General features: G+C 38.4%; 21 protein-coding genes. 10 read left to right on the top strand and 11 right to left on the bottom strand.

Features of this window, described 5'->3' with window-relative positions; all coding sequences use genetic code 11:
- Together ACHFIZ_RS16310 and pdeM are read left to right on the top strand one after the other, a co-directional pair.
- Complete coding sequence (locus tag ACHFIZ_RS16310) at nt 1–2,538, top strand: ligase-associated DNA damage response DEXH box helicase (RefSeq protein WP_410887760.1); 2,538 nt, start codon at nt 1–3, stop codon at nt 2,536–2,538.
- Nucleotides 2,528–3,175, top strand: coding sequence for a ligase-associated DNA damage response endonuclease PdeM (gene pdeM, locus ACHFIZ_RS16315; protein ID WP_410887762.1), 648 nt, complete (start codon nt 2,528–2,530; stop codon nt 3,173–3,175). Before ACHFIZ_RS16310 ends, pdeM begins: the two co-directional genes overlap by 11 nt.
- Here pdeM and ACHFIZ_RS16320 read toward each other — a convergent pair.
- The 4 genes from ACHFIZ_RS16320 to ACHFIZ_RS16335 are packed head-to-tail and all read right to left on the bottom strand — an operon-like array spanning nt 3,127 to nt 6,386.
- A complete protein-coding gene (locus ACHFIZ_RS16320; RefSeq protein ID WP_410887764.1) occupies nt 3,127–3,759 on the bottom strand; it encodes a hypothetical protein in 633 nt (210 codons plus the stop codon). The genes pdeM and ACHFIZ_RS16320 overlap by 49 nt on opposite strands.
- 1 nt (nt 3,760) lies before the next feature.
- Nucleotides 3,761–5,029, bottom strand: coding sequence for an adenosylmethionine--8-amino-7-oxononanoate transaminase (gene bioA, locus ACHFIZ_RS16325; RefSeq protein ID WP_410887766.1), 1,269 nt, complete (start codon nt 5,027–5,029; stop codon nt 3,761–3,763).
- Entirely contained in the window at nt 5,026–5,466 is a 441-nt protein-coding gene (locus ACHFIZ_RS16330; protein WP_410887768.1) for an NUDIX domain-containing protein, read from the bottom strand. The genes bioA and ACHFIZ_RS16330 overlap by 4 nt, the downstream gene beginning before the upstream one ends.
- Nucleotides 5,463–6,386 carry a cation diffusion facilitator family transporter gene (locus ACHFIZ_RS16335; RefSeq protein WP_410887770.1) on the bottom strand — a complete coding sequence of 308 codons (924 nt, stop codon included), beginning with the start codon at nt 6,384–6,386 and terminating at the stop codon, nt 5,463–5,465. The genes ACHFIZ_RS16330 and ACHFIZ_RS16335 overlap by 4 nt, the downstream gene beginning before the upstream one ends.
- Nucleotides 6,387–6,576: 190 nt before the next feature.
- Here ACHFIZ_RS16335 and ACHFIZ_RS16340 point away from each other — a divergent pair, with 190 nt between their 5' ends.
- Entirely contained in the window at nt 6,577–7,770 is a 1,194-nt protein-coding gene (locus ACHFIZ_RS16340; protein WP_410887772.1) for a pyridoxal phosphate-dependent aminotransferase, read from the top strand.
- 80 nt (nt 7,771–7,850) lie between these two features.
- Here the strand turns inward: ACHFIZ_RS16340 and ACHFIZ_RS16345 are convergent, their stop codons facing one another.
- Nucleotides 7,851–9,092, bottom strand: a complete 1,242-nt coding sequence (locus ACHFIZ_RS16345) for an ABC transporter permease (RefSeq protein ID WP_410887774.1) — start codon at nt 9,090–9,092, stop codon at nt 7,851–7,853.
- A 159-nt stretch (nt 9,093–9,251) separates the two neighbouring features.
- Between ACHFIZ_RS16345 and queA the strand changes: the two genes are divergently transcribed.
- Together queA and ACHFIZ_RS16355 are read left to right on the top strand one after the other, a co-directional pair.
- Nucleotides 9,252–10,301 carry a tRNA preQ1(34) S-adenosylmethionine ribosyltransferase-isomerase QueA gene (gene queA / locus ACHFIZ_RS16350; RefSeq protein ID WP_410887776.1) on the top strand — a complete coding sequence of 350 codons (1,050 nt, stop codon included), beginning with the start codon at nt 9,252–9,254 and terminating at the stop codon, nt 10,299–10,301.
- 7 nt (nt 10,302–10,308) lie between these two features.
- Entirely contained in the window at nt 10,309–10,986 is a 678-nt protein-coding gene (locus tag ACHFIZ_RS16355) for a 2-C-methyl-D-erythritol 4-phosphate cytidylyltransferase (RefSeq protein WP_410887778.1), read from the top strand.
- Between the two features lie 31 nt (nt 10,987–11,017).
- Here ACHFIZ_RS16355 and ACHFIZ_RS16360 read toward each other — a convergent pair whose 3' ends face one another.
- From ACHFIZ_RS16360 to ACHFIZ_RS16385, 6 genes are all read right to left on the bottom strand, one after another.
- On the bottom strand, nt 11,018–11,179 hold the full coding sequence (locus ACHFIZ_RS16360; RefSeq protein ID WP_410887780.1) for a lmo0937 family membrane protein: 162 nt from the start codon (nt 11,177–11,179) through the stop codon (nt 11,018–11,020).
- Between the two features lie 132 nt (nt 11,180–11,311).
- Complete coding sequence (locus tag ACHFIZ_RS16365) at nt 11,312–11,533, bottom strand: DUF2795 domain-containing protein (protein ID WP_008240955.1); 222 nt, start codon at nt 11,531–11,533, stop codon at nt 11,312–11,314.
- 85 nt (nt 11,534–11,618) lie between these two features.
- On the bottom strand, nt 11,619–12,167 hold the full coding sequence (locus ACHFIZ_RS16370) for a cob(I)yrinic acid a,c-diamide adenosyltransferase (protein ID WP_410887782.1): 549 nt from the start codon (nt 12,165–12,167) through the stop codon (nt 11,619–11,621).
- Between the two features lie 6 nt (nt 12,168–12,173).
- The gene (locus ACHFIZ_RS16375) at nt 12,174–12,932 is read right to left on the bottom strand and encodes an ABC transporter ATP-binding protein (protein WP_410887784.1); all 759 of its coding nucleotides are present in this window, start codon (nt 12,930–12,932) and stop codon (nt 12,174–12,176) included.
- A gap of 72 nt (nt 12,933–13,004) precedes the next feature.
- Nucleotides 13,005–13,295 (bottom strand): Asp-tRNA(Asn)/Glu-tRNA(Gln) amidotransferase subunit GatC, encoded by a 291-nt coding sequence (gene gatC / locus ACHFIZ_RS16380; protein ID WP_410887786.1) that lies wholly within the window; start codon nt 13,293–13,295, stop codon nt 13,005–13,007.
- Complete coding sequence (locus ACHFIZ_RS16385) at nt 13,292–14,023, bottom strand: lysophospholipid acyltransferase family protein (protein ID WP_410887788.1); 732 nt, start codon at nt 14,021–14,023, stop codon at nt 13,292–13,294. Before ACHFIZ_RS16385 ends, gatC begins: the two co-directional genes overlap by 4 nt.
- Before the next feature lie 66 nt (nt 14,024–14,089).
- On the opposite strand from ACHFIZ_RS16385, the gene trpS reads away from it, so the two are divergent.
- The 5 genes from trpS (at nt 14,090) to ACHFIZ_RS16410 (ending at nt 19,019) form a co-directional block, all read left to right on the top strand.
- Nucleotides 14,090–15,088, top strand: coding sequence for a tryptophan--tRNA ligase (gene trpS / locus ACHFIZ_RS16390; RefSeq protein WP_410887790.1), 999 nt, complete (start codon nt 14,090–14,092; stop codon nt 15,086–15,088).
- Between the two features lie 67 nt (nt 15,089–15,155).
- Nucleotides 15,156–15,770, top strand: a complete 615-nt coding sequence (locus ACHFIZ_RS16395; RefSeq protein ID WP_410887792.1) for a deoxynucleoside kinase — start codon at nt 15,156–15,158, stop codon at nt 15,768–15,770.
- Entirely contained in the window at nt 15,771–16,502 is a 732-nt protein-coding gene (gene kdsB, locus ACHFIZ_RS16400; protein ID WP_410887794.1) for a 3-deoxy-manno-octulosonate cytidylyltransferase, read from the top strand.
- Nucleotides 16,499–17,038 (top strand): hypothetical protein, encoded by a 540-nt coding sequence (locus ACHFIZ_RS16405; RefSeq protein ID WP_410887796.1) that lies wholly within the window; start codon nt 16,499–16,501, stop codon nt 17,036–17,038. The genes kdsB and ACHFIZ_RS16405 overlap by 4 nt, the downstream gene beginning before the upstream one ends.
- A gap of 364 nt (nt 17,039–17,402) precedes the next feature.
- On the top strand, nt 17,403–19,019 hold the full coding sequence (locus ACHFIZ_RS16410) for a CTP synthase (RefSeq protein WP_410887798.1): 1,617 nt from the start codon (nt 17,403–17,405) through the stop codon (nt 19,017–19,019).
- The last annotated feature ends 16 nt before the right edge of the window (nt 19,020–19,035 follow it).

The following is a 19,035-nucleotide window of genomic DNA, read 5'->3' on the forward strand; positions in this document are numbered from 1 at the left end:
ATGGGCATAGAAACCAGCAAAGGCTACAAGCAAGTTATGAAGTGGCTTAAAACCACTCGTAAAAAGCCCTTTAAGTTTCAAACGGATGCCTGGCAATATTACGCGGAGGGATACAGCGGATTGGTAAATGCTCCTACAGGTTTCGGTAAAACCTTCTCCTTATTCCTTGCTGTTGTCATCGATGAATTAAACTCAACTCAGGAATCTTCGAAAGCTAAAGTAGTACCAGGAAAATTAACAACTAAGAAAGTAACGGTTCAAACTGGTTTGAAATTAATCTGGATTACTCCCCTCCGATCGCTTGCCAAAGATCTCTCCAGGGCAATGCGTGAAGTGTGTGAGCAACTGGGACTCGACTGGCAAGTCGGAGTACGTAACGGAGATACCTCTCAAAACGATAAGCTCAAACAAAAAAAGCAAATGCCCGAAGTGCTCATCATCACCCCGGAAAGCATGCATCTCTTACTCGCACAAAAAAGTACATTTAACTATTTTGAACACCTGCAATGTATCGTAGCTGATGAATGGCATGAATTATTAGGAAGTAAAAGAGGGGTTATGGCCGAACTCGCAATTTCCAGGATCAAGGGGTTGTTGCTGGAAAAACATCCAGAAAGACTGCTCCGAATTTGGGGAATATCAGCGACGATAGGCAATATTGAGCAAGCGTTGAATGTTCTTGTACCTTATGAAGATGTCTTGAAGGTAATCGTTAAGGCTGATGTAGAAAAAAAGATTGTCATCAAATCTATTCTGCCAGACCATATCGATATGTTGCCTTGGGCCGGTCACTTGGGGCATAAGTTAGCAGACAAACTATTGCCAATTATTTATAAAAGCAAAACAACACTTATTTTTACAAACACCCGTGGACAGGCGGAATTATGGTACCAGACGCTGTTGGCAAAGGATGAAAACTTGGCAGGACAATTGGCTATTCACCATGGATCTATTGATTTTGAGCTAAGAAACTGGATTGAAGACTCTATTCATTCTGGCATTTTGAAGGCGGTTGTTAGCACTTCTTCACTCGATTTAGGCGTAGACTTTAAACCAGTTGATACGGTAGTTCAAATTGGTTCACCAAAAGGTGTAGCGCGGTTTCTACAACGAGCTGGTAGAAGTGGTCACTCTCCATATGAAACATCAAAAATATACTTTCTACCTACTCATGCGCTTGAACTGGTAGAGGCTGCTGCTATAAAAGAAGCCGCTAGAACGCAAAATATCGAAAGTAGGGATCCCATAGTTATGGCGTTCGATACCTTAATACAATACCTCGTCACCTTAGCTGTTGGAGATGGGTTTGATGATGAAAAGATTTATATAGAAGTTAAAGAGACGCATGCGTTCCGAGAACTTCTCCCTGAGGAATGGGCGTGGATCATGCGATTCATTACTACAGGTGGGGAAAGCTTAACTGCTTATAATGAATTCAGTAAGGTAACTAAGATTGATGGTTTATGGAAGGTGGAAAGTAGGCAAATCGCAATGCGCCACCGGTTGCACATCGGTACAATCGTTAGCGATGCGATGCTTAAAGTAAAATATATTAGTGGCGGATTTGTTGGTATGGTCGAAGAATCCTTTGTAGCTAAAATGAAAGTCGGAACCAGCTTTACGCTTGCCGGGCGCGTTTTGGAGTTTGCAATGATTAAAGATATGATGGTACTCGTTCGTAAAAGCAAACAGAAGACTGCAATGAGTCCGAGTTGGATGGGTGGACGAATGTCACTAAGCGCAAACCTAGGTGTGATCTTGAGGAAAAAATACAACGAGACGCTCGACAAGCAGCATGACGATGAAGAACTCGATTTCATTTTGCCCCTCTTTGAGCGACAAGCAAAGGTATCCCATGTTCCACAAAGTGATGAGTTTTTGATTGAATTGATTAATACAAGGGATGGTTATCATCTCTTTGCCTATCCTTTTGAAGGACGACAAGTTCACGAAATAATGGCTTCTTTGATCGCCTATAGATTAGGACGGTTAAAACCTATAAGCTTCTCCATAGCTATGAACGATTATGGTTTCGAGTTGTTAAGCGAACAGCCGCTCCCGCTCGATGAAGACAATATTAAAGAATTGTTTAGTCCTGAAAACCTTTCTGACGACATCATCGCCAGTATCAACGCTACGGAGATGGCACGTAGAAAGTTTAGGGACATTGCTTGTATTTCGGGGCTTGTTTTTCAAGGATATCCTGGTAAATATGTTGCCAATAAGCACCTTCAATCGTCGGCAGCATTATTTTTCAACGTTTTCAGTGATTATGATAAACATAACTTATTATTGCGCCAGGCTTATGACGAAGCTTTTTATCAACAAATAGAAGAACCAAGATTAGCAGCTGCACTACATAGAATCCAAAAAAGTAAAGTAATTGTAGTCAAAGCAGAGAGTTATACACCGCTTTGCTTTCCAATAAAGGTAGATAGTTTGAGGGATAATATGAGTTCTGAAGAGTTGAGCCAGAGAATAGAAAGAATGACTGCAGAAGCAGAAAAGAAAAGTGTGAGGAAAAAGAATGTTCATTAATTGCCGTGGAGAAAGATTGTATTTAAGTAAAGAAAGAGCAATCTATTGGGAGAGAGAAAAAATGTTGATCATCAGCGATCTGCATATTGGTAAATCAGCTCACTTTAGAAAATCGGGTATTCAGGTGCCTGACACAGTTGGTAAAACTGATCTTCAAATACTAACAGCCCTAGTAAAGGAATTCAAACCTTTCACTTTGCTTGTGACCGGCGATATGTTCCACAACAAAATTAATAGTGATGCGAATGCTTTTATAGAATGGAGGAAATCTTACAGTGAAATAAGGGTAGTACTGGTTAAAGGCAACCATGATGAACTCAAAACGCAGGATTATGTGGCACTAGGGATTGAGGTGCACCACAAGGAATTGCTTTGCCATCCTTTTAGATTTATACACAATAAACCCAAAGTATTTGATGAATACTATAATCTTTGTGGTCACATTCACCCAGGAATAGTAATTTTCGGTCGGGCAAAACAACAACTTAAATTCCCTTGCTTCTACTTCAATGAAACTTGTGGTATCTTACCCGCTTTCAGCGTCTTTACAGGTCTTTTCATAATGAAGCCTGAAAAAGGGGACAGTTTCTACGCGATCACTCCAGAAAAAGTGGTTCCAATTGCGATTTCCAGTTGATTGATCCAATTGTTAAACATTTCTTGCTCAATCTTTACAACAATCTCCGCATGATGTTCCCAATCTGTTGAAAAGGCTTTCAATTGATTTAACATTTCTTCCAGATGCCCCTCCTCTTCCAGGATAATTGATTTAACGGTTACACGACTATTAGCCTGCGTTAGAACCTCCTGATAAACAGGATAAAGTTCATCTGCCCTTACTTCAATAGCGTACGTAACGAATAAATAAGCTGCGAACTTCAGGTCAAACCCAGATAGACCAAACTCTTGCTTCAAATATCTGCAAACAGCGATGTCCAGAGCGTTTAAATAAAATCTCGTATAATTTGGCGTAAGTAATTCATGGCTTTTATAAGTCTTGCATAAACCGCCTTCTAATTTCTCTAGCTGCTTTTTTAGATAGTAAGCATGACGATGCTCTTCAGCTGCATGTTTCAATATGACTAGGTTTACATCTTCCTTATGTTCGGAGGCTGAAATCTTTTTTGCGCCTGCATTTTCCATAAAGGACAGCGTATTTAACCATTTAGAATGCAATACATTATCGTTAACAATAGTTTCTAAAATAGATTTTAGTAGCATATTATAAATCTTTTAAAGCTTGATGAATCGTTTCGTAAATATAGTCGAGATCCTGATTACTAATCACATAAGGTGGCAAAATGTAAAGGATGTTACCTAATGGGCGCAAAATTATTCCCTTCTCTAAGAAGAATAAATATAAATTATTTCTTAACTCACTTAAATAGGATGTGTTGCCTCCAGTTTCCCATTCCATTGCCAGAATAGTACCTGTTTGCCTAACATCTTTTAGTTTGGGATGTCCGGTAATGGTTCTTGCAAACACGCTATGTTTTTCGCTAATTCTTTGGATATTCTCAATCGTTCTAGGATTGAGCAGAATATCAAGACTAGCAAGTGAGGCAGCTATTGAAACAGGGTTGGCAGTAAATGAATGTCCGTGATATAAAGTTTTTAACTTATCATCACTCAGAAACGCTTCAAATATTTTCCTGTTACAGGTTGTAATTCCCAGTGGCATTGTGCCTCCAGTTAAGCCCTTGGATAGGCAAAATAGGTCAGGCTCATTGTTAAGCACTTCACAAGAGAAGAACGTACCTGTTCGCCCAAAACCAGTCATCACCTCGTCTGCAATCGTTAGGATTCCATGATTCTGACAAGTACTTAAAAGTTGATCCAAGTATTCTGCCTTATACATCAACATTCCACCTGCACCTAAAACTCTCGGCTCGAATATGAAGCAGGCCACTTCGTTGGATAAATAATTGATCTTAAACTTCAATTGCTCGATATTTTGAGCATTAGGCAGGTCTATAAATTCTACATCAAATAGCAAAGATTTAAATGGGTCGGTAAATATACTTCTACCACTTACCGACATCGCTCCAAAAGTATCGCCATGATAGGCATCTTTAAACGCAATGATCTTTGTTCTTGGAGCAGGCGTAGTATTAACCCAAAACTGCAAACACATCTTGATGGCGACTTCAACTGCGGTGGACCCATTATCGCTGTAAAATACCTTCTCTTGTTTTCCTGGCAGCAACGGCAACAATCTTTCTGCAAGTAACACTGCAGGTTCATGTGTGAAACCCGCAAAAATCACATGCTCTAAAACCCTTAACTGCTCAGCAACTTTTTCTGCGATATAGGGGTGCGCATGTCCATGAATATTTACCCACCAACTAGAAACAGCATCTATATATTTCTTGCCATCTTGATCGAACAAATGCGCGCCCTCGCCTCTCACTATCGGAATATTAGGCAGCGCACCTTTCATTTGCGTGTATGGATGCCAAATAACAGCTTTATCTCTCTCAGCTAATGTCATAAATCAATTTGTTTCAATAATAGCTCAATAACAGTTTTATCAGTACGAAAAGTTACATCTTCAGCTTTTAACTCAGACAAGCTTACCCATCTGAAGGACTGGTGAGAATCTGCATCGAAATCAAAAGCCGTAGTTTTAAATGTTAAAACAAGCGGTTTTGATTCTTTAACAAGATAGTAGATGCTTAAAATCTGACTATCATTGAAAGAGGACTGCTCGTAAAAGTCAGTAGTATAAAAATGGCTTACTACTTCAATTTCCGAGTTGCATTCTTCCATAAATTCTCTTTTGAGTGCTTCAATTAAGCCTTCGCCCAACTCAAGTCCGCCGCCTGGAAATTTACTAAAAGTTCTGCCGCCAGACTGCTCATCTGAAATCAGCACTTTATTATCGTGGTTTATAAGTACTCCATATACTCTTACATTAAAATAGCTCATTGGTCAAAATGTTTTTGGTTCTTGGTGGCATTGTTAATAGTCCATTCAATCTCCTGATTAAAAGGATGAGCCCTGACTGCACAGTTTTGCATTTTACAGTAATTACAACAATCCGGTAAGCATGGGTCAGTATGTATAAAAAGCTCAGTTTTGTGTGTAGCTTCACCATTGATAATTCTATCCAGATCAGAAATTTCTTGATGCACCTGATTGAGGTTATAGTAATATGGCATTGTAACATGACAGTCTATATGGAGGTCAGCGCCGTATTGCTGTGCTCTAAGATTATGAATATCAACCCAGGGATCACGCCTGTATTTTTGTAAAATGGATATGATATCTTTTACTAATTCTGTATTACTCTCATCCATTAATCCACCAACTGATCGTCTGGTAAGCAGGTATCCATTATAAATAATATAGAATCCTAGTATTATCGAAATCAAACTATCAAGCCAAAATATTTGTGTTAGCTGGATTAATAGAACACCTATCACCAGACCGGCACTTGTTATTGCATCCGTTAGCAAATGCTTTCCATCTGCTTCTAGCGTAATGGATCGATGTTGCTTTCCTATACTTATCAGGTAATAACCAACTAAAAGGTTAACAACACCAGTGGCTCCAATTATAATTGCACCCTGAAAAAGTTGAAATATTGGCTTGAAGAAGACGAGATCATAGCCCGATTTAAAAATAATTATGACTCCTGCGATACTAATAAGGGCTCCTTCTAGAAAAGCCGAGAAAAATTCCACTTTACCATGGCCATAGGGATGATTTGTGTCTTTTGGCAATGTCGCAAGATATATGCTATAGAATGCAAAACCGCTGGCCAAAACGTTTACAACACTTTCTAAAGCATCGGTAAGGATTGCATTTGATTGTGTGATGAAATAAGCTACAAATTTCGCCAGCATTAGCAAAATGCTAACACACAATGACAGAAGTATTGCTTTCTTTTTAGGTTGCAAATTTGGAAGGGTTTGAAATTCAAAAATACGCTATACGATCCGGATAACATTTAAAAGTATTTTATTTAGTTTATAATTCCGTGAGGTTCATATATTTGCGTTCGCACAAAATTAAATTTGCTGAGCACTATAAACTATGACATTTTTATCCAAAAGAATCAACAACCTATCTGAGTCGCAGACTATTAAAATGGCGAAGTTAGGAAGAGAACTGTCCTCAAAAGGGATAGACGTTATTAATCTGAGTTTTGGCGAACCAGACTTTTTTACTCCTGAATTTGTGAAGGAGGCTGCCAAGACCGCCATTGACGAAAACTACTCTTACTACACTCCAGTATCAGGATATCCTGATCTGAGAAAATCAGTTGCCGACAAACTTCTAAGAGAAAATGGTTTATCTTATACCTTTGATCAGATTGTTGTTTCTACAGGCGCAAAACAGTCGTTAGCCAACGCAGTAATGTGTTTAGTAGATCCAGGAGATGAGGTCATCGTTCCTACTCCATACTGGGTGTCCTATTCTGAAATGATTAAATTAGGCGAAGGCAAGACTGTGTTTATTAATTCAACTGTGGAGAACACCTTCAAGATTACAGGAGCTCAGCTAGAGGCGGCAATAACCCCAAAAACTAAATTATTCATGTTCTCTTCTCCTTGTAATCCTACCGGGTCGGTATATACAAAAGAAGAGCTTGCAGACTTGGTTGCAGTATTTGAAAAGCATCCAAACATATACATCATCTCTGATGAAATTTATGAGCACATCAACTTCGTCGGAAAACACGCTTCAATTGCTGAATTCGATTCTATTAAAGAGAGAGTAATTTTGATCAACGGTTTCTCGAAGTCTTACGCAATGACTGGATGGAGAGTTGGCTATATGGCTTCCAATAAAGAAATCGCCAATGCATGTGACAAACTACAGGGACAAATTACTTCTGGGACTTCTTCTATCGCTCAACGTGCTGCATTGGCAGCGTATCAGGGTGGACTTGACACCGTAAATGAGATGGTTTCCGAATTCAAAAAAAGACGAGATATCGTTTTTGCATTGCTTACTGAGATTCCTGGTGTTAAAGTTAATCTTCCAGATGGCGCATTCTACTTCTTCCCGGAGATTAAATCTTATTTCGGAACAAGTAACGGAGTTACTAAAATCAATAACGCTGAAGATCTTTCTTTATATCTTCTGAATGAGGCACACGTTTCAACTGTTACTGGAGAAGCCTTTGGCAATGAGGACTGTATTAGGATTTCCTACGCAGCATCTGAAGAGCAACTTCGCAAAGCGGTAACAAGAATTAAAGATGCGCTTGCAAAACTTAGCTAAAAAATACATTTTAAACTTAACAAGCCCTTTCACAGAAATTTTGAAAGGGCTTGTGTTTTTTACAAAACGTGTCTTTTACGTTAAGAACGTATGGCTTCTACAGGGTCTAGTCTCGAAGCGGAGAAAGCCGGCCAAAACCCGGAAATCGTCCCAATAACAAAAGATATTCCTATACCAAGAACAACATTTTTAAAGAACAATATCATTTCAAACCCCGCAGCTGTTATTCCCAACGTCAGCAGATACACAAACAACAAACCTAAGGCCCCTCCCATTAGACATAGTGCTACAGCCTCAAAGAGAAACTGTAAAAGTATAAAGTAGTTTTTTGCGCCCAGTGATTTCTGTATTCCAATAATATTTGTCCGCTCCTTAACTGATACGAACATAATATTTGCGATTCCAAACCCTCCTACCAAAATAGAAAATCCACCAATTACCCATCCAGCGATATCTACCATTTTAAACATCTGATCTAACTGGTTGGAAGCGATGGTACTTTTGTTTAAGGCAAAATCTTCTTCAGCTCCGGGCGTTATTCTCCTTATGGAGCGTAAAGCTCCTCTAATTTCACTTTCAATTTCATCAAGATCTATATTCTCGTAGCCCCTCACAGTGATTGTCGGGTCGTACCGCTGGCTTTCTACATCCATAATTCCTTTTGCAAAATTGAGGTTCATAACGATGTTTTTATCTTGAGACATTCCCATCATGTCCTCACCCTCTTTTTTGAAAACGCCAACAACATTCAGCTTTCGGCCCATTACGGTGATTGACTTGCCAATAGGGTCATTACCATCGAAGAGTCCCTCGGCTACATCTGCGCCCAACAGAACCACGGGCGAACCAGCCCTTCCTTCGTTTTCTGTAAAATATCTTCCATCCTGAAAATCCAGGTTCCATGTTTTATTGAAATCTTGCGATGCTGCCCTAATGCCAACACCTTCCACTGAACTGCTTCTATATTTAACCGTCCGTGAGTTCGCTGAGATTTCAAATGATACACCTTGTGCATATTCCAAACGATTTTTAAGCAAATCGTAGTCTCTAAGAGATGGTTCAGGACGATTTACATATTTCCACCACGGATAATCTCCAAACCCTCCCCATGGCCATTTTTGAACGAATACAGTTTTAGACCCCAGTTTATCTACGCTTTCCTGAAGTTTACTCCTAAGGGTATCTACAGCTGAGAAAACGAAAATAATGGTAAAAATACCAATGGTAATCCCAAGGAGAGACAATATGGTACGTGTTTTATTCTGGCGGAGTGCATCGGCGGCAAACCGAAAACTTTCACCTATTAGTCTAAAAATTATCATAATTACATCTTAGACCAAAAGTACCTAAAAAGGTTACACCTGTAACTCATATATTGCAAAAGATACAATACGGATTGGGAAATTACCTGTAACAATCTATTTATAAAAAAGAAAATAATAATTTGTAAATTTGCGCCCTCAATTATCACATCGAAAAATATGAAGTTATCTCAATTTAAGTTTAATTTACCAGAGTCTCTAATCGCCAATACTCCTTCTGACCAAAGAGACGAAGCTCGTCTAATGGTTTTACACAAAGACAGTGGCAAAATTGAACACAAAATATTCAAGGACGTTTTAGGTTATTTTGACGACCAGGATGTGATGATCTTGAATAACACAAAAGTTTTCCCTGCTCGCCTTTATGGCAATAAAGAGAAAACTGGTGCAACTATCGAAGTATTCTTACTGCGTGAATTGAACAAAGAGCTGAGGTTATGGGACGTGCTGGTGGATCCAGCTCGTAAAATTCGTGTTGGAAATAAACTTTATTTCGGTGACGATGACTTGCTAGTTGCAGAAGTTGTCGATAATACTACTTCCCGTGGCCGTACAATTCGTTTCCTTTTTGATGGTACTAATGAAGAGTTCAGAAAGAATATTGAAATATTGGGGGAAACTCCACTACCAAAATATATAAAACGCAAAGCAACTGCTCAGGATAAAGAACGTTATCAAACAATTTTTGCTAAGCACGAAGGTGCAGTAGCTGCTCCAACTGCCGGTTTACACTTTAGCAGGGAGTTGATGAAACGTCTCGAATTGAAAGGTATTAACTTTGCAGAGGTTACTTTGCACGTAGGTTTAGGAACGTTCAGGTCTGTTGAAGTTGAAGATCTTACAAAACATAAGATGGACTCTGAGCAGTACATTATCGAGCAGAAAGATGCTGACATCGTCAATAAAGCGATTGAAGAAAAGAGAAAAGTATGTGCAGTAGGTACTACTTCAATGCGTTCTATTGAATCTGCGGTTTCAAGTGGCGGAAGGTTAAAACCAGCTAACGACTGGACAAGCAAGTTCATCTTTCCTCCATATGAATTCAGTATTGCCAATTCTATGATTACCAATTTCCATACGCCAGAGTCAACTTTGCTCATGATGGTAAGCGCCTTTGGTGGTTATGATTATGTAAGAAACGCATATGAAGTTGCACTGAAAGAGAAATACCGCTTTTACAGCTATGGCGATGCAATGTTGATCATCTAATTTCTTTATGAACTATTATGCAATAATAGTTGCGGGAGGTTCAGGGAATAGAATGGATAATTCTATTCCCAAACAATTTTTGCTATTAGAAGGACGCCCTGTGATGATGCATGCAATTGAAGTTTTCTTCAACTGTCCCCAAAAGCCAGAAATAATCATTGTTTTAGGTAAAGAAATGCAAAAGTACTGGCTTAACTTGTGTGATAAGCATAATTTTACTGTCCCTCACATCTTGGCTAATAGCGGTCCACAGCGATTTGATTCCGTAAAAAGTGGTCTTGCCCAGATTAAAGACGATGGTATTGTCGCAATTCACGATGCAGCTCGCCCCTTGGTTTCTGATGATGTTGTCCGCAATTCATTTGAGGTCGCGCTTACAAAAGGAAACAGTGTTGTTGGATTTTCTCCTGTTGATTCTGTAAGAAACACTTTTCCTGATGGCAAAACCCAAGCATTGGACAGAGCCAAACTAAAGCTTATACAAACCCCTCAAACCTTTCAGGTTAATCAACTAAAAAAGGCTTACGAAATAGATTATAGAGCTGAATTTACAGACGATGCTCAGGTGATGGAGCATTATGGGTTCAATATCAACATAATCGAAGGTAACAGGGAGAATATTAAGATCACTTATCCCGAAGATATAGCTATCGCATCACTTATGATCAAAAAAAAACGCCCTTAAATTAAGGGCGTTTTTTTTATTTAGTCTGTAATTAAGCTACCCTGTTTATCAGTTTTAGGATAATTGCAATTACAGCGATCACCAATAGAATGTGAATTAGATTACCAACGTCTGGTCCGAAGCCTTGAAAAAAGAAGCCGATTATCCATAGTATTACTAATACAACAGCGACTAGATAAAGTAGATTTCCCATAATGTTAACTTTTAATGTTCTGTTTTTTTAAATAGTTCAAGAAGCATAACACTTCCATGACAATCTCTAAACAATCATCGTTCCAAAAATAAGAAAGACCAAATCTTAGTGCAGCCTTCATTTTAAATATAACTAATATTCGTCCTCGTTGAAGAAGAAGTCATCCTTAGTTGGATAATCAGGCCATATTTCCTCTATGGTTTCGTACGGCTCACCATCATCCTCAAGTGCTTGTAAATTTTCAATCACCTCAACAGGTGCTCCAGATCTGATACCATAATCAATCAATTCGTCTTTCGTTGCAGGCCATGGAGCGTCTTCCAAATGCGATGCGAGTTCTAATGTCCAATACATATTTTGTTACCTAATTATTTTTAAATTAATGTTTGCAAAAGTATATTAAAAATACTGACCAAAACAAACTTATTTTTCCACTTTTTTACTGACGAGGATTCCAGATATTTTCTGGTGTTCCAGCATCTAAATTTAGCTTTCTAGCCAAAACAAATAAATAATCGCTTAGACGATTTAAGTAGATCAACATTTTGTCGTCAACATGCGACTGCAAACTTAACTGCACAACCAATCTTTCAGCTTTTCTGCAAACACACCTAGCCAAATGGCAGTAGGATACCACGGTATTCCCGCCAGGAAGTATAAAATGTTTCAATTCTGGAAGCTCTGTAGCCATTTCATCCATTTGATCTTCTAAGAACTTAATATCAAAGTCGTTGAGATCAGGGATTTTCATTCTTGAACTTTCTGGATCAGAAGCTAGATACGCCCCCACCGTAAAAAGACGGTCTTGTATTGCTTTTAAATACTCTTGGTAGACCAAAGATATATTCTGACAGGCAATCAGTCCAATGTACGAATTCAGTTCATCGACAGTACCATAGCAATCTATTCTTATGTCAGACTTTTGTACGCGTGTTCCCCCAATTAGTGATGTGACACCCTTGTCACCTGTCTTGGTATAAATCTTCATCAATGATTATTCAATTTTTTCAAAATCCCCACCTCTTTTCTCCAAATTTGACAGTCGTGGCGATACAGTTTTAATATCTGTGTTCAAATAATCCTTTTCTATCAAACCATCACGCATCCTTACGATTCTGTGTGCGTGCTGTGCAATATCCTCTTCGTGCGTAACGAGAATAATTGTGTTTCCTTTGCTATGGATCTCTTCCAGAAGACCCATAATCTCGATTGATGTTTTTGTATCAAGATTACCAGTTGGTTCATCCGCAAGTATAATCGAAGGATTATTTATCAATGCCCTTGCAACTGCAACCCTTTGACGTTGTCCACCAGACAATTCATTTGGCTTATGGGTGACCCTGTTACCAAGGCCCACATTTTCGAGAGCCTTATGAGCACGAGCATCCCTATCCTTTTGATTTACACCTGCATAGATCAATGGTAAAGCTACATTATCAAGGGAAGTTGAACGAGGAAGCAAGTTAAACGTTTGAAAAACGAAACCGATCTCTTTGTTTCTGACTTCTGCCAGTTGATTATCGCTCATCTGGCTAACATTAGTGCCATTTAAGATGTAATCACCTTTACTTGGTGTATCAAGGCAACCTAGAATGTTCATCAAGGTTGATTTGCCAGATCCCGATGGACCCATCAAGGCAACGAACTCCCCTTTAAAAATATCCAGGGAAACTGACTTCAAAGCATGAATCACCTCCGAACCTATCACGTACTTACGGCCTATATCTTTAATATTAATTAATGCTTTATTCATTGGTGTTTTTTAGGCTTAGACCGCTACAAGGGTGGTTATGTTACAATTTACAGAACTAATTAAAGAGTTTATTTACTTTTCGATGATCTTCGGTACAAGAAAAAAGCGGTCATTATGAAGTGTCGCATTCTTAAGTCCGTCTTCTACGGTGATTTCCTGGTTTACCAAATCTTCTCGCCATACATTTTCATCTGAGTTCATGTAAACTAAAGGCTCTACTCCATTTGTGTCCAGTTCATTCAACTTTTCCATGAACGTTAAAATCTTGTTCATGTCCATGATCAACTCTTCGACATCATTTTCTTGTATTTCGATTCTGGCAAGATTTGCAACTTTAGTAATGGTCTGCTTGTCTATGATCATTCTGAGATTTTCGTATTTATCATTGCAAAGATACGGTCTTTCAACATATCTGAATCTTCAATTTTGAATTCTGCAGTTGCTAAGGGCTTATGTATGTAGACGTGACAAAGCCCTGGCCTGGTTCCGTGTTTCGATCCATCATCCCACATTTTCTTCCAGACATCTTGTAAACTCACAGCTACTATAGGAACGTTTTTTTCGATGGCGAGCCGAAACGGTCCGTTTTTAAAAGGTTGCAGAATGGGCGGATAGTGATATTCATCAATCTTCCCTTCTGGAAAAATGATGAGACTCATTCCATTATCCAGATTCTCGCCAACTTTTTTAAAGGCCTTAAATGAAGACATCTTGCTATCACGATTCACCGGAACGTCAATCGTTCTAAAGAACAGCTTTAATACCGGATTATTCAGCAATTCTTCTTTACCCAGGAAATGAAATCTTCCTCTCCCCAGGATACATAAAATCATAATGTCGAGATTAGAACTATGATTGGCGCAAAAGACATAATTCTGCCCTCTATTTAGTTTAACCTCATATTCAAATCTATAGAATACCCCCATAAATAAACTACATATTCGACTGTGTAACTGACGAGAACTGTTTAGCAGATTATAGTACCTTTCATTACTTGAAAATAGATAATAAACTGGGTAGAATAGGAGAGAAAAGATGAATATTACCAGTATGGAGTAGAACCAGTGAATCTTCCTTAGAATTCTTATCATGAATTCAATATTACAAAAATTGAAATTATAACCTGCCAACTTATCGTTTTTTATTAATTTCGACCCATGAAAGAAACTGTAGTTAGCGGAATACGTCCGACGGGTAAATTACACCTTGGAAATTATTTTGGTGCCGTTACGAATTTTGTGAAGATGCAATATGATTATAATTGTTTCTTTTTTATTGCAGATCTGCATTCTTTAACTACCCACCCAACTCCCCAAGACTTACATGGTTATGTAAGGCACGTTTTGGTAGAGTATCTTGCTTGCGGCATCGACCCTGAACAAAGCACAATATACATCCAATCAGATGTACCTGAAGTTACAGAGCTTTACCTGTATTTAAATATGATCGCCTACTTAGGAGAACTGGAAAGAAGCACTTCATTTAAGGATAAAATAAGGTCTCAGCCAGATAATGTTAATGCAGGATTGCTTACTTACCCGGCATTAATGGCTGCTGATATATTATTGCATAAGGCTACAAAAGTTCCTGTTGGAAAGGATCAGGAACAGCACTTAGAGATGACTCGTACTTTCGGCAATAGATTCAATCGACTGTATAATGCAGAATATTTCCCTGAACCTTTTGCTTTTAATTATTCAGAAAACCTGGTTAAAGTTCCTGGCTTGGATGGAAAAGGTAAAATGAGCAAGTCTGAGGGTGATATCAGTTGCATATATCTTGCTGACACGGCGGAGGTTATTCGCAAAAAGGTGTCAAGAGCAGTTACAGATGGAGGTCCGATTACAGAGAATCAATCTAAGCCTGAAGCTGTTCAAAACTTGTTTGACTTGATGAAGATTGTTTCATCTGCTGATACCCTCGCTCATTTTGATAGCCTGTACAATGGTATGGCCATTAGATATGGTGATTTTAAAAAGCAATTGGCAGAGGATATGATAGTTTTTAATTCTCCGATCAGAGAACGGATTGAGGCGCTATCAGAAGATAATACTTACCTCGCTAAAGTAGCAAAGCGGGGCGCAGAAAAAGCAAAAGAGAGTGCGCAGAAGACGATTAAAGAGGTTAGATCACTTATCGGATTTAAATCCTTTTAACATTTAAAGTAAAATTACTACCTTACTTTCGTTGTCGATCAAACACATTTAGTTATAACAAATACATATGCACATAGCAATAGTTGGAAATATCGGCGCAGGAAAAACGACGTTAACAAGTTTACTGGCAAAACATTATAATTCAGAAGCCCTATATGAGGCGGTTGACAATAATCCTTATTTAGAAGACTTTTATAGCGACATGAAGCGCTGGAGCTTCAACCTTCAAATCTATTTTTTGAACAGCAGATTTCAACAAATCGTAGACATTGAGAACTTTAACAGAAATGTGATTCAGGATCGTACGATTTATGAAGATGCCCATATCTTTGCGGATAATCTTCATGAAATGGGCTTGATGACTTCGCGAGATCATCAAAACTACAAAGCAATATTTGCGAACATCACCTCATTTATCAAGCCACCAGACCTATTGGTTTATCTTAGAGCATCTGTACCGACACTAGTTAACAACATCCAACGACGGGGTCGTGAATACGAAGCAAGTATCAGAATCGACTACCTATCTAAGTTGAATGAAAAATATGAAGCATGGATCAAAGATTATAAATTGGGAAAGCTGCTTATTTTAGACAAAGACAAACTTGACTTTACAAATTCTCCCGAGGATCTTGGCACCATTATCCAAGCTATCGACGCAGAAATAAACGGATTATTTTAAATGAAAATACTTGGTATCATACCCGCAAGATTTGCTTCAACTAGGTTTCCTGGAAAGCCTCTGGTGCAAATACAAGGGAAGAGTATGATCCAGCGTGTTTATGAGCAAGCCAGTATGTCGACTTTGCTTGCGGATGTCGTTGTAGCGACCGATGATGATCGCATTGCTGAGGAAGTGACCAGGTTTGGCGGAAGGTTTGTGATGACGGCCAATACACACATCAGTGGTACAGACAGATGTGCAGAGGTAATAAATAAACTAACGGGCTTCGATTCCGTAATCAACATTCAGGGTGATGAGCCTTTCATCGATCCTTTACAGGTTGATTTGCTAGCTTCATGCTTCGATGACCATACTGTTCAATTGGCAACATTGATAAAAAGGATAGATATTCAGGAAGATCTTTTCAATGAAAATATTCCAAAAGTAATTTTGAACGATCTGGATGAAGCAATCTATTTCAGCCGACAAACCATTCCATTTTTAAGAAACGTGGTTAAAACTGAATGGCTAGAAAGGGGAGTTTTTTTTAAACACATTGGGATTTACGGCTATACTGTTCAGGCGCTGCAAAGCATCACGAAATTGAAGGCTTCAAGTCTTGAGCTTGCTGAAAGCCTAGAACAGTTGCGATGGATCGAAGCTGGCTATCGAATTAAGACTAGAATAACAAGGATTGAAAGTATAGCAATTGACACACCTGAAGATTTAAGTAAAATAAGTGGCTTATGAAAGTACTTAAGCTTATAATATTGTTCCCTTTTCTAATCAATCTTGGTTGTAATGATCAAGATGGAGAGGGAACTGCTCAAATCGCAGGTATAAAAAGTCAGGTTTTGAAGAAGTTTAGTGACAGTCTTCTTGCAGATACTTTTACAGTGAAGGTAAGTGGTACAAATTTAGACAGCCAAAAACTAGATTTCAGAATAACCAACTCAAAAGGAAGAGAAATATATCAGGTGAATATTCCATCAGCTACGTTATTAAAAAACTACGACGCTACTATCGACTTGAAAAAGGGGAAAAATCAAGCTACATTCTTACAATCAGAAGTTAGTCGTTTTTTTGATGAAGAGAATTTCATGGAGCCGGCAATTACAGAAATGGAAACACCAGACAAAAATGTTCCTGACCTTGCTTTCTATGAGGAGTTGAGAAGAAGCGGATTGAATGGTTTTTTCTATCGACTCGGTAAAGAGGATAAGATTTATATTGGCTGGTCTGCCAAAGAAAATGAGGTGAAAGTCTACTATAACTGTTGCAAATAGTTTAAAACTTTCATTCGAAAGAATTAAAATATTTTAAATTAATTTATAATGTTCGTATTCTATTATGTACATTTAAAAGATCAGCCATTAAATATTAGTTTTTTAACAACATATTCTAACCAAATATATTTTAATAAGTGCCCGGTTCATCCGGGCATTTATTGTTTAATATCTTGATTTCTGTTAGTCCCACCATAGTTTCAACGTAAGTAAGACTATAAGTTTTTCAGTCTGAACAGCTTACACCTCTGTTGCAAAATCTTTATTAATTCAAGAAAACTGCATTTATTTACTAGCTTTGTATCCCGTACAAAAACAATAAAGTCTGTGTTTTAACACTTACTTTATATCACAAACTCACAACATGACTAAGTATATTTTTGTTACGGGCGGTGTTACTTCCTCTTTAGGTAAGGGCATCATCTCCGCTTCATTAGCTAAACTTCTACAAGCAAGAGGTTATAGTGTAACCATTCAAAAATTCGATCCCTACATCAACATCGATCCCGGAACATTAAATCCTTACGAGCATGGCGAGTGTTATGTGACCGAAGATGGTGCAGAAACAGATCTTGATCTGGGTCACTACGAAAGATTTTTAAACGTTCCTACATCCCAGGCAAATAATATTACAACCGGAAGAATCTATCAAAACGTAATTAACAAAGAACGACTTGGTGAATATCTTGGTAAAACGGTACAGGTAGTCCCTCATATCACTGATGAAATTAAAAGAAACATGCGCATCCTTGGTGAAAGTGGTAAATATGATATCATTATAACTGAGCTTGGCGGAACTGTAGGTGATATTGAATCTCTGCCTTTCATTGAGGCTGTTCGTCAGTTTAAATGGGAAGTAGGCGCCAACAATGCTATTGTAATCCACTTAACTTTGATCCCTTTCCTTGCTGCAGCTGGAGAGCTAAAGACTAAACCTACTCAACATTCTGTAAAAGCACTGCTTGAATACGGTATTCAACCGGACATTCTGGTTTGTCGTACAGAACATCCCATCAATCAGGACATTCGAAAAAAGATTGCATTATTCTGTAATGTGAACGTAAATGCGGTTATTGAGTCCATTGATGCTTCAACAATTTATGATGTTCCTTTGCTGATGATGAAGGAACAACTTGATAAGACGGTATTAAGTAAGCTTAAGCTTGCTCAAAAGAATGAACCTGATATGGAAAGCTGGAAGGACTTTTTGGGTCGCCTAAAAAATCCTATTTCTGAAGTTGTCATTGGCGTAGTGGGTAAGTATGTCGAACTCCCTGATGCTTATAAGTCGATCACTGAATCATTTGTCCACGCTGGTGCAAGGAATGAATGCAAAGTAAGAGTAGAATACATCCATTCTGAAGGAGTTTATCCAGACAATGTGAGGGAAAAGTTAGGTCACCTCGACGGTCTTTTAGTCGCTCCAGGATTTGGTAGCAGAGGTATCGAAGGAAAAATTGATGCGATCAAATATGTTCGCGAAAATAATATTCCTTTCTTCGGCATCTGTCTTGGAATGCAATGTGCGGTTATAGAATTCGGTCGCAATGTTCTAGGCCTTACTGCGGCAAATACAACAGAAATTGATGAAAATACCGAAAATCCGGTGATCAATATAATGGAAGAGCAGAAAAACGTGACTAGCAAAGGTGGTACCATGAGATTGGGTGCCTATGCCTGCGATCTTAAAAAAGGAAGTAAAGCATTTGCAGCCTACGGTAAACCGCATATTACAGAACGACATAGGCATCGTTATGAGTTTAATAATGCTTATTTAAGTCGCTATGAAGAAGCTGGAATGATTGCTTCAGGTACCAATCCTGAAAGCAAGCTTGTTGAGATTGTAGAGCTTAAAAATCATCCATTCTTTGTAGGCGGACAATTTCACCCTGAATTAAAATCAACTGTTGCTAATCCTCACCCACTTTTTGTTAAATTTGTCGCCGCCGCGGTTGAGTTTACGAAGAAGAAAATCAAATAATACGCGTTTAACTAAT

Origin of the sequence: Pedobacter sp. JCM 36344 (assembly GCF_046546555.1) — a bacterium.
Lineage (GTDB): Bacteria > Bacteroidota > Bacteroidia > Sphingobacteriales > Sphingobacteriaceae > Pedobacter.

Bases quoted from the DNA above. Each gene is read 5' to 3' on its own strand.
- ACHFIZ_RS16310 (WP_410887760.1), top strand. From the start codon at position 1: ATGGGCATAGAAACCAGCAAAGGCTACAAGCAAGTTATGAAGTGGCTT.
- pdeM (WP_410887762.1), top strand. From the start codon at position 2,528: ATGTTCATTAATTGCCGTGGAGAAAGATTGTATTTAAGTAAAGAAAGA.
- ACHFIZ_RS16320 (WP_410887764.1), bottom strand. From the start codon at position 3,759: ATGCTACTAAAATCTATTTTAGAAACTATTGTTAACGATAATGTATTG.
- bioA (WP_410887766.1), bottom strand. From the start codon at position 5,029: ATGACATTAGCTGAGAGAGATAAAGCTGTTATTTGGCATCCATACACG.
- ACHFIZ_RS16330 (WP_410887768.1), bottom strand. From the start codon at position 5,466: ATGAGCTATTTTAATGTAAGAGTATATGGAGTACTTATAAACCACGAT.
- ACHFIZ_RS16335 (WP_410887770.1), bottom strand. From the start codon at position 6,386: ATGCTGGCGAAATTTGTAGCTTATTTCATCACACAATCAAATGCAATC.
- ACHFIZ_RS16340 (WP_410887772.1), top strand. From the start codon at position 6,577: ATGACATTTTTATCCAAAAGAATCAACAACCTATCTGAGTCGCAGACT.
- ACHFIZ_RS16345 (WP_410887774.1), bottom strand. From the start codon at position 9,092: ATGATAATTTTTAGACTAATAGGTGAAAGTTTTCGGTTTGCCGCCGAT.
- queA (WP_410887776.1), top strand. From the start codon at position 9,252: ATGAAGTTATCTCAATTTAAGTTTAATTTACCAGAGTCTCTAATCGCC.
- ACHFIZ_RS16355 (WP_410887778.1), top strand. From the start codon at position 10,309: ATGAACTATTATGCAATAATAGTTGCGGGAGGTTCAGGGAATAGAATG.
- ACHFIZ_RS16360 (WP_410887780.1), bottom strand. From the start codon at position 11,179: ATGGGAAATCTACTTTATCTAGTCGCTGTTGTATTAGTAATACTATGG.
- ACHFIZ_RS16365 (WP_008240955.1), bottom strand. From the start codon at position 11,533: ATGTATTGGACATTAGAACTCGCATCGCATTTGGAAGACGCTCCATGG.
- ACHFIZ_RS16370 (WP_410887782.1), bottom strand. From the start codon at position 12,167: ATGAAGATTTATACCAAGACAGGTGACAAGGGTGTCACATCACTAATT.
- ACHFIZ_RS16375 (WP_410887784.1), bottom strand. From the start codon at position 12,932: ATGAATAAAGCATTAATTAATATTAAAGATATAGGCCGTAAGTACGTG.
- gatC (WP_410887786.1), bottom strand. From the start codon at position 13,295: ATGATCATAGACAAGCAGACCATTACTAAAGTTGCAAATCTTGCCAGA.
- ACHFIZ_RS16385 (WP_410887788.1), bottom strand. From the start codon at position 14,023: ATGATAAGAATTCTAAGGAAGATTCACTGGTTCTACTCCATACTGGTA.
- trpS (WP_410887790.1), top strand. From the start codon at position 14,090: ATGAAAGAAACTGTAGTTAGCGGAATACGTCCGACGGGTAAATTACAC.
- ACHFIZ_RS16395 (WP_410887792.1), top strand. From the start codon at position 15,156: ATGCACATAGCAATAGTTGGAAATATCGGCGCAGGAAAAACGACGTTA.
- kdsB (WP_410887794.1), top strand. From the start codon at position 15,771: ATGAAAATACTTGGTATCATACCCGCAAGATTTGCTTCAACTAGGTTT.
- ACHFIZ_RS16405 (WP_410887796.1), top strand. From the start codon at position 16,499: ATGAAAGTACTTAAGCTTATAATATTGTTCCCTTTTCTAATCAATCTT.
- ACHFIZ_RS16410 (WP_410887798.1), top strand. From the start codon at position 17,403: ATGACTAAGTATATTTTTGTTACGGGCGGTGTTACTTCCTCTTTAGGT.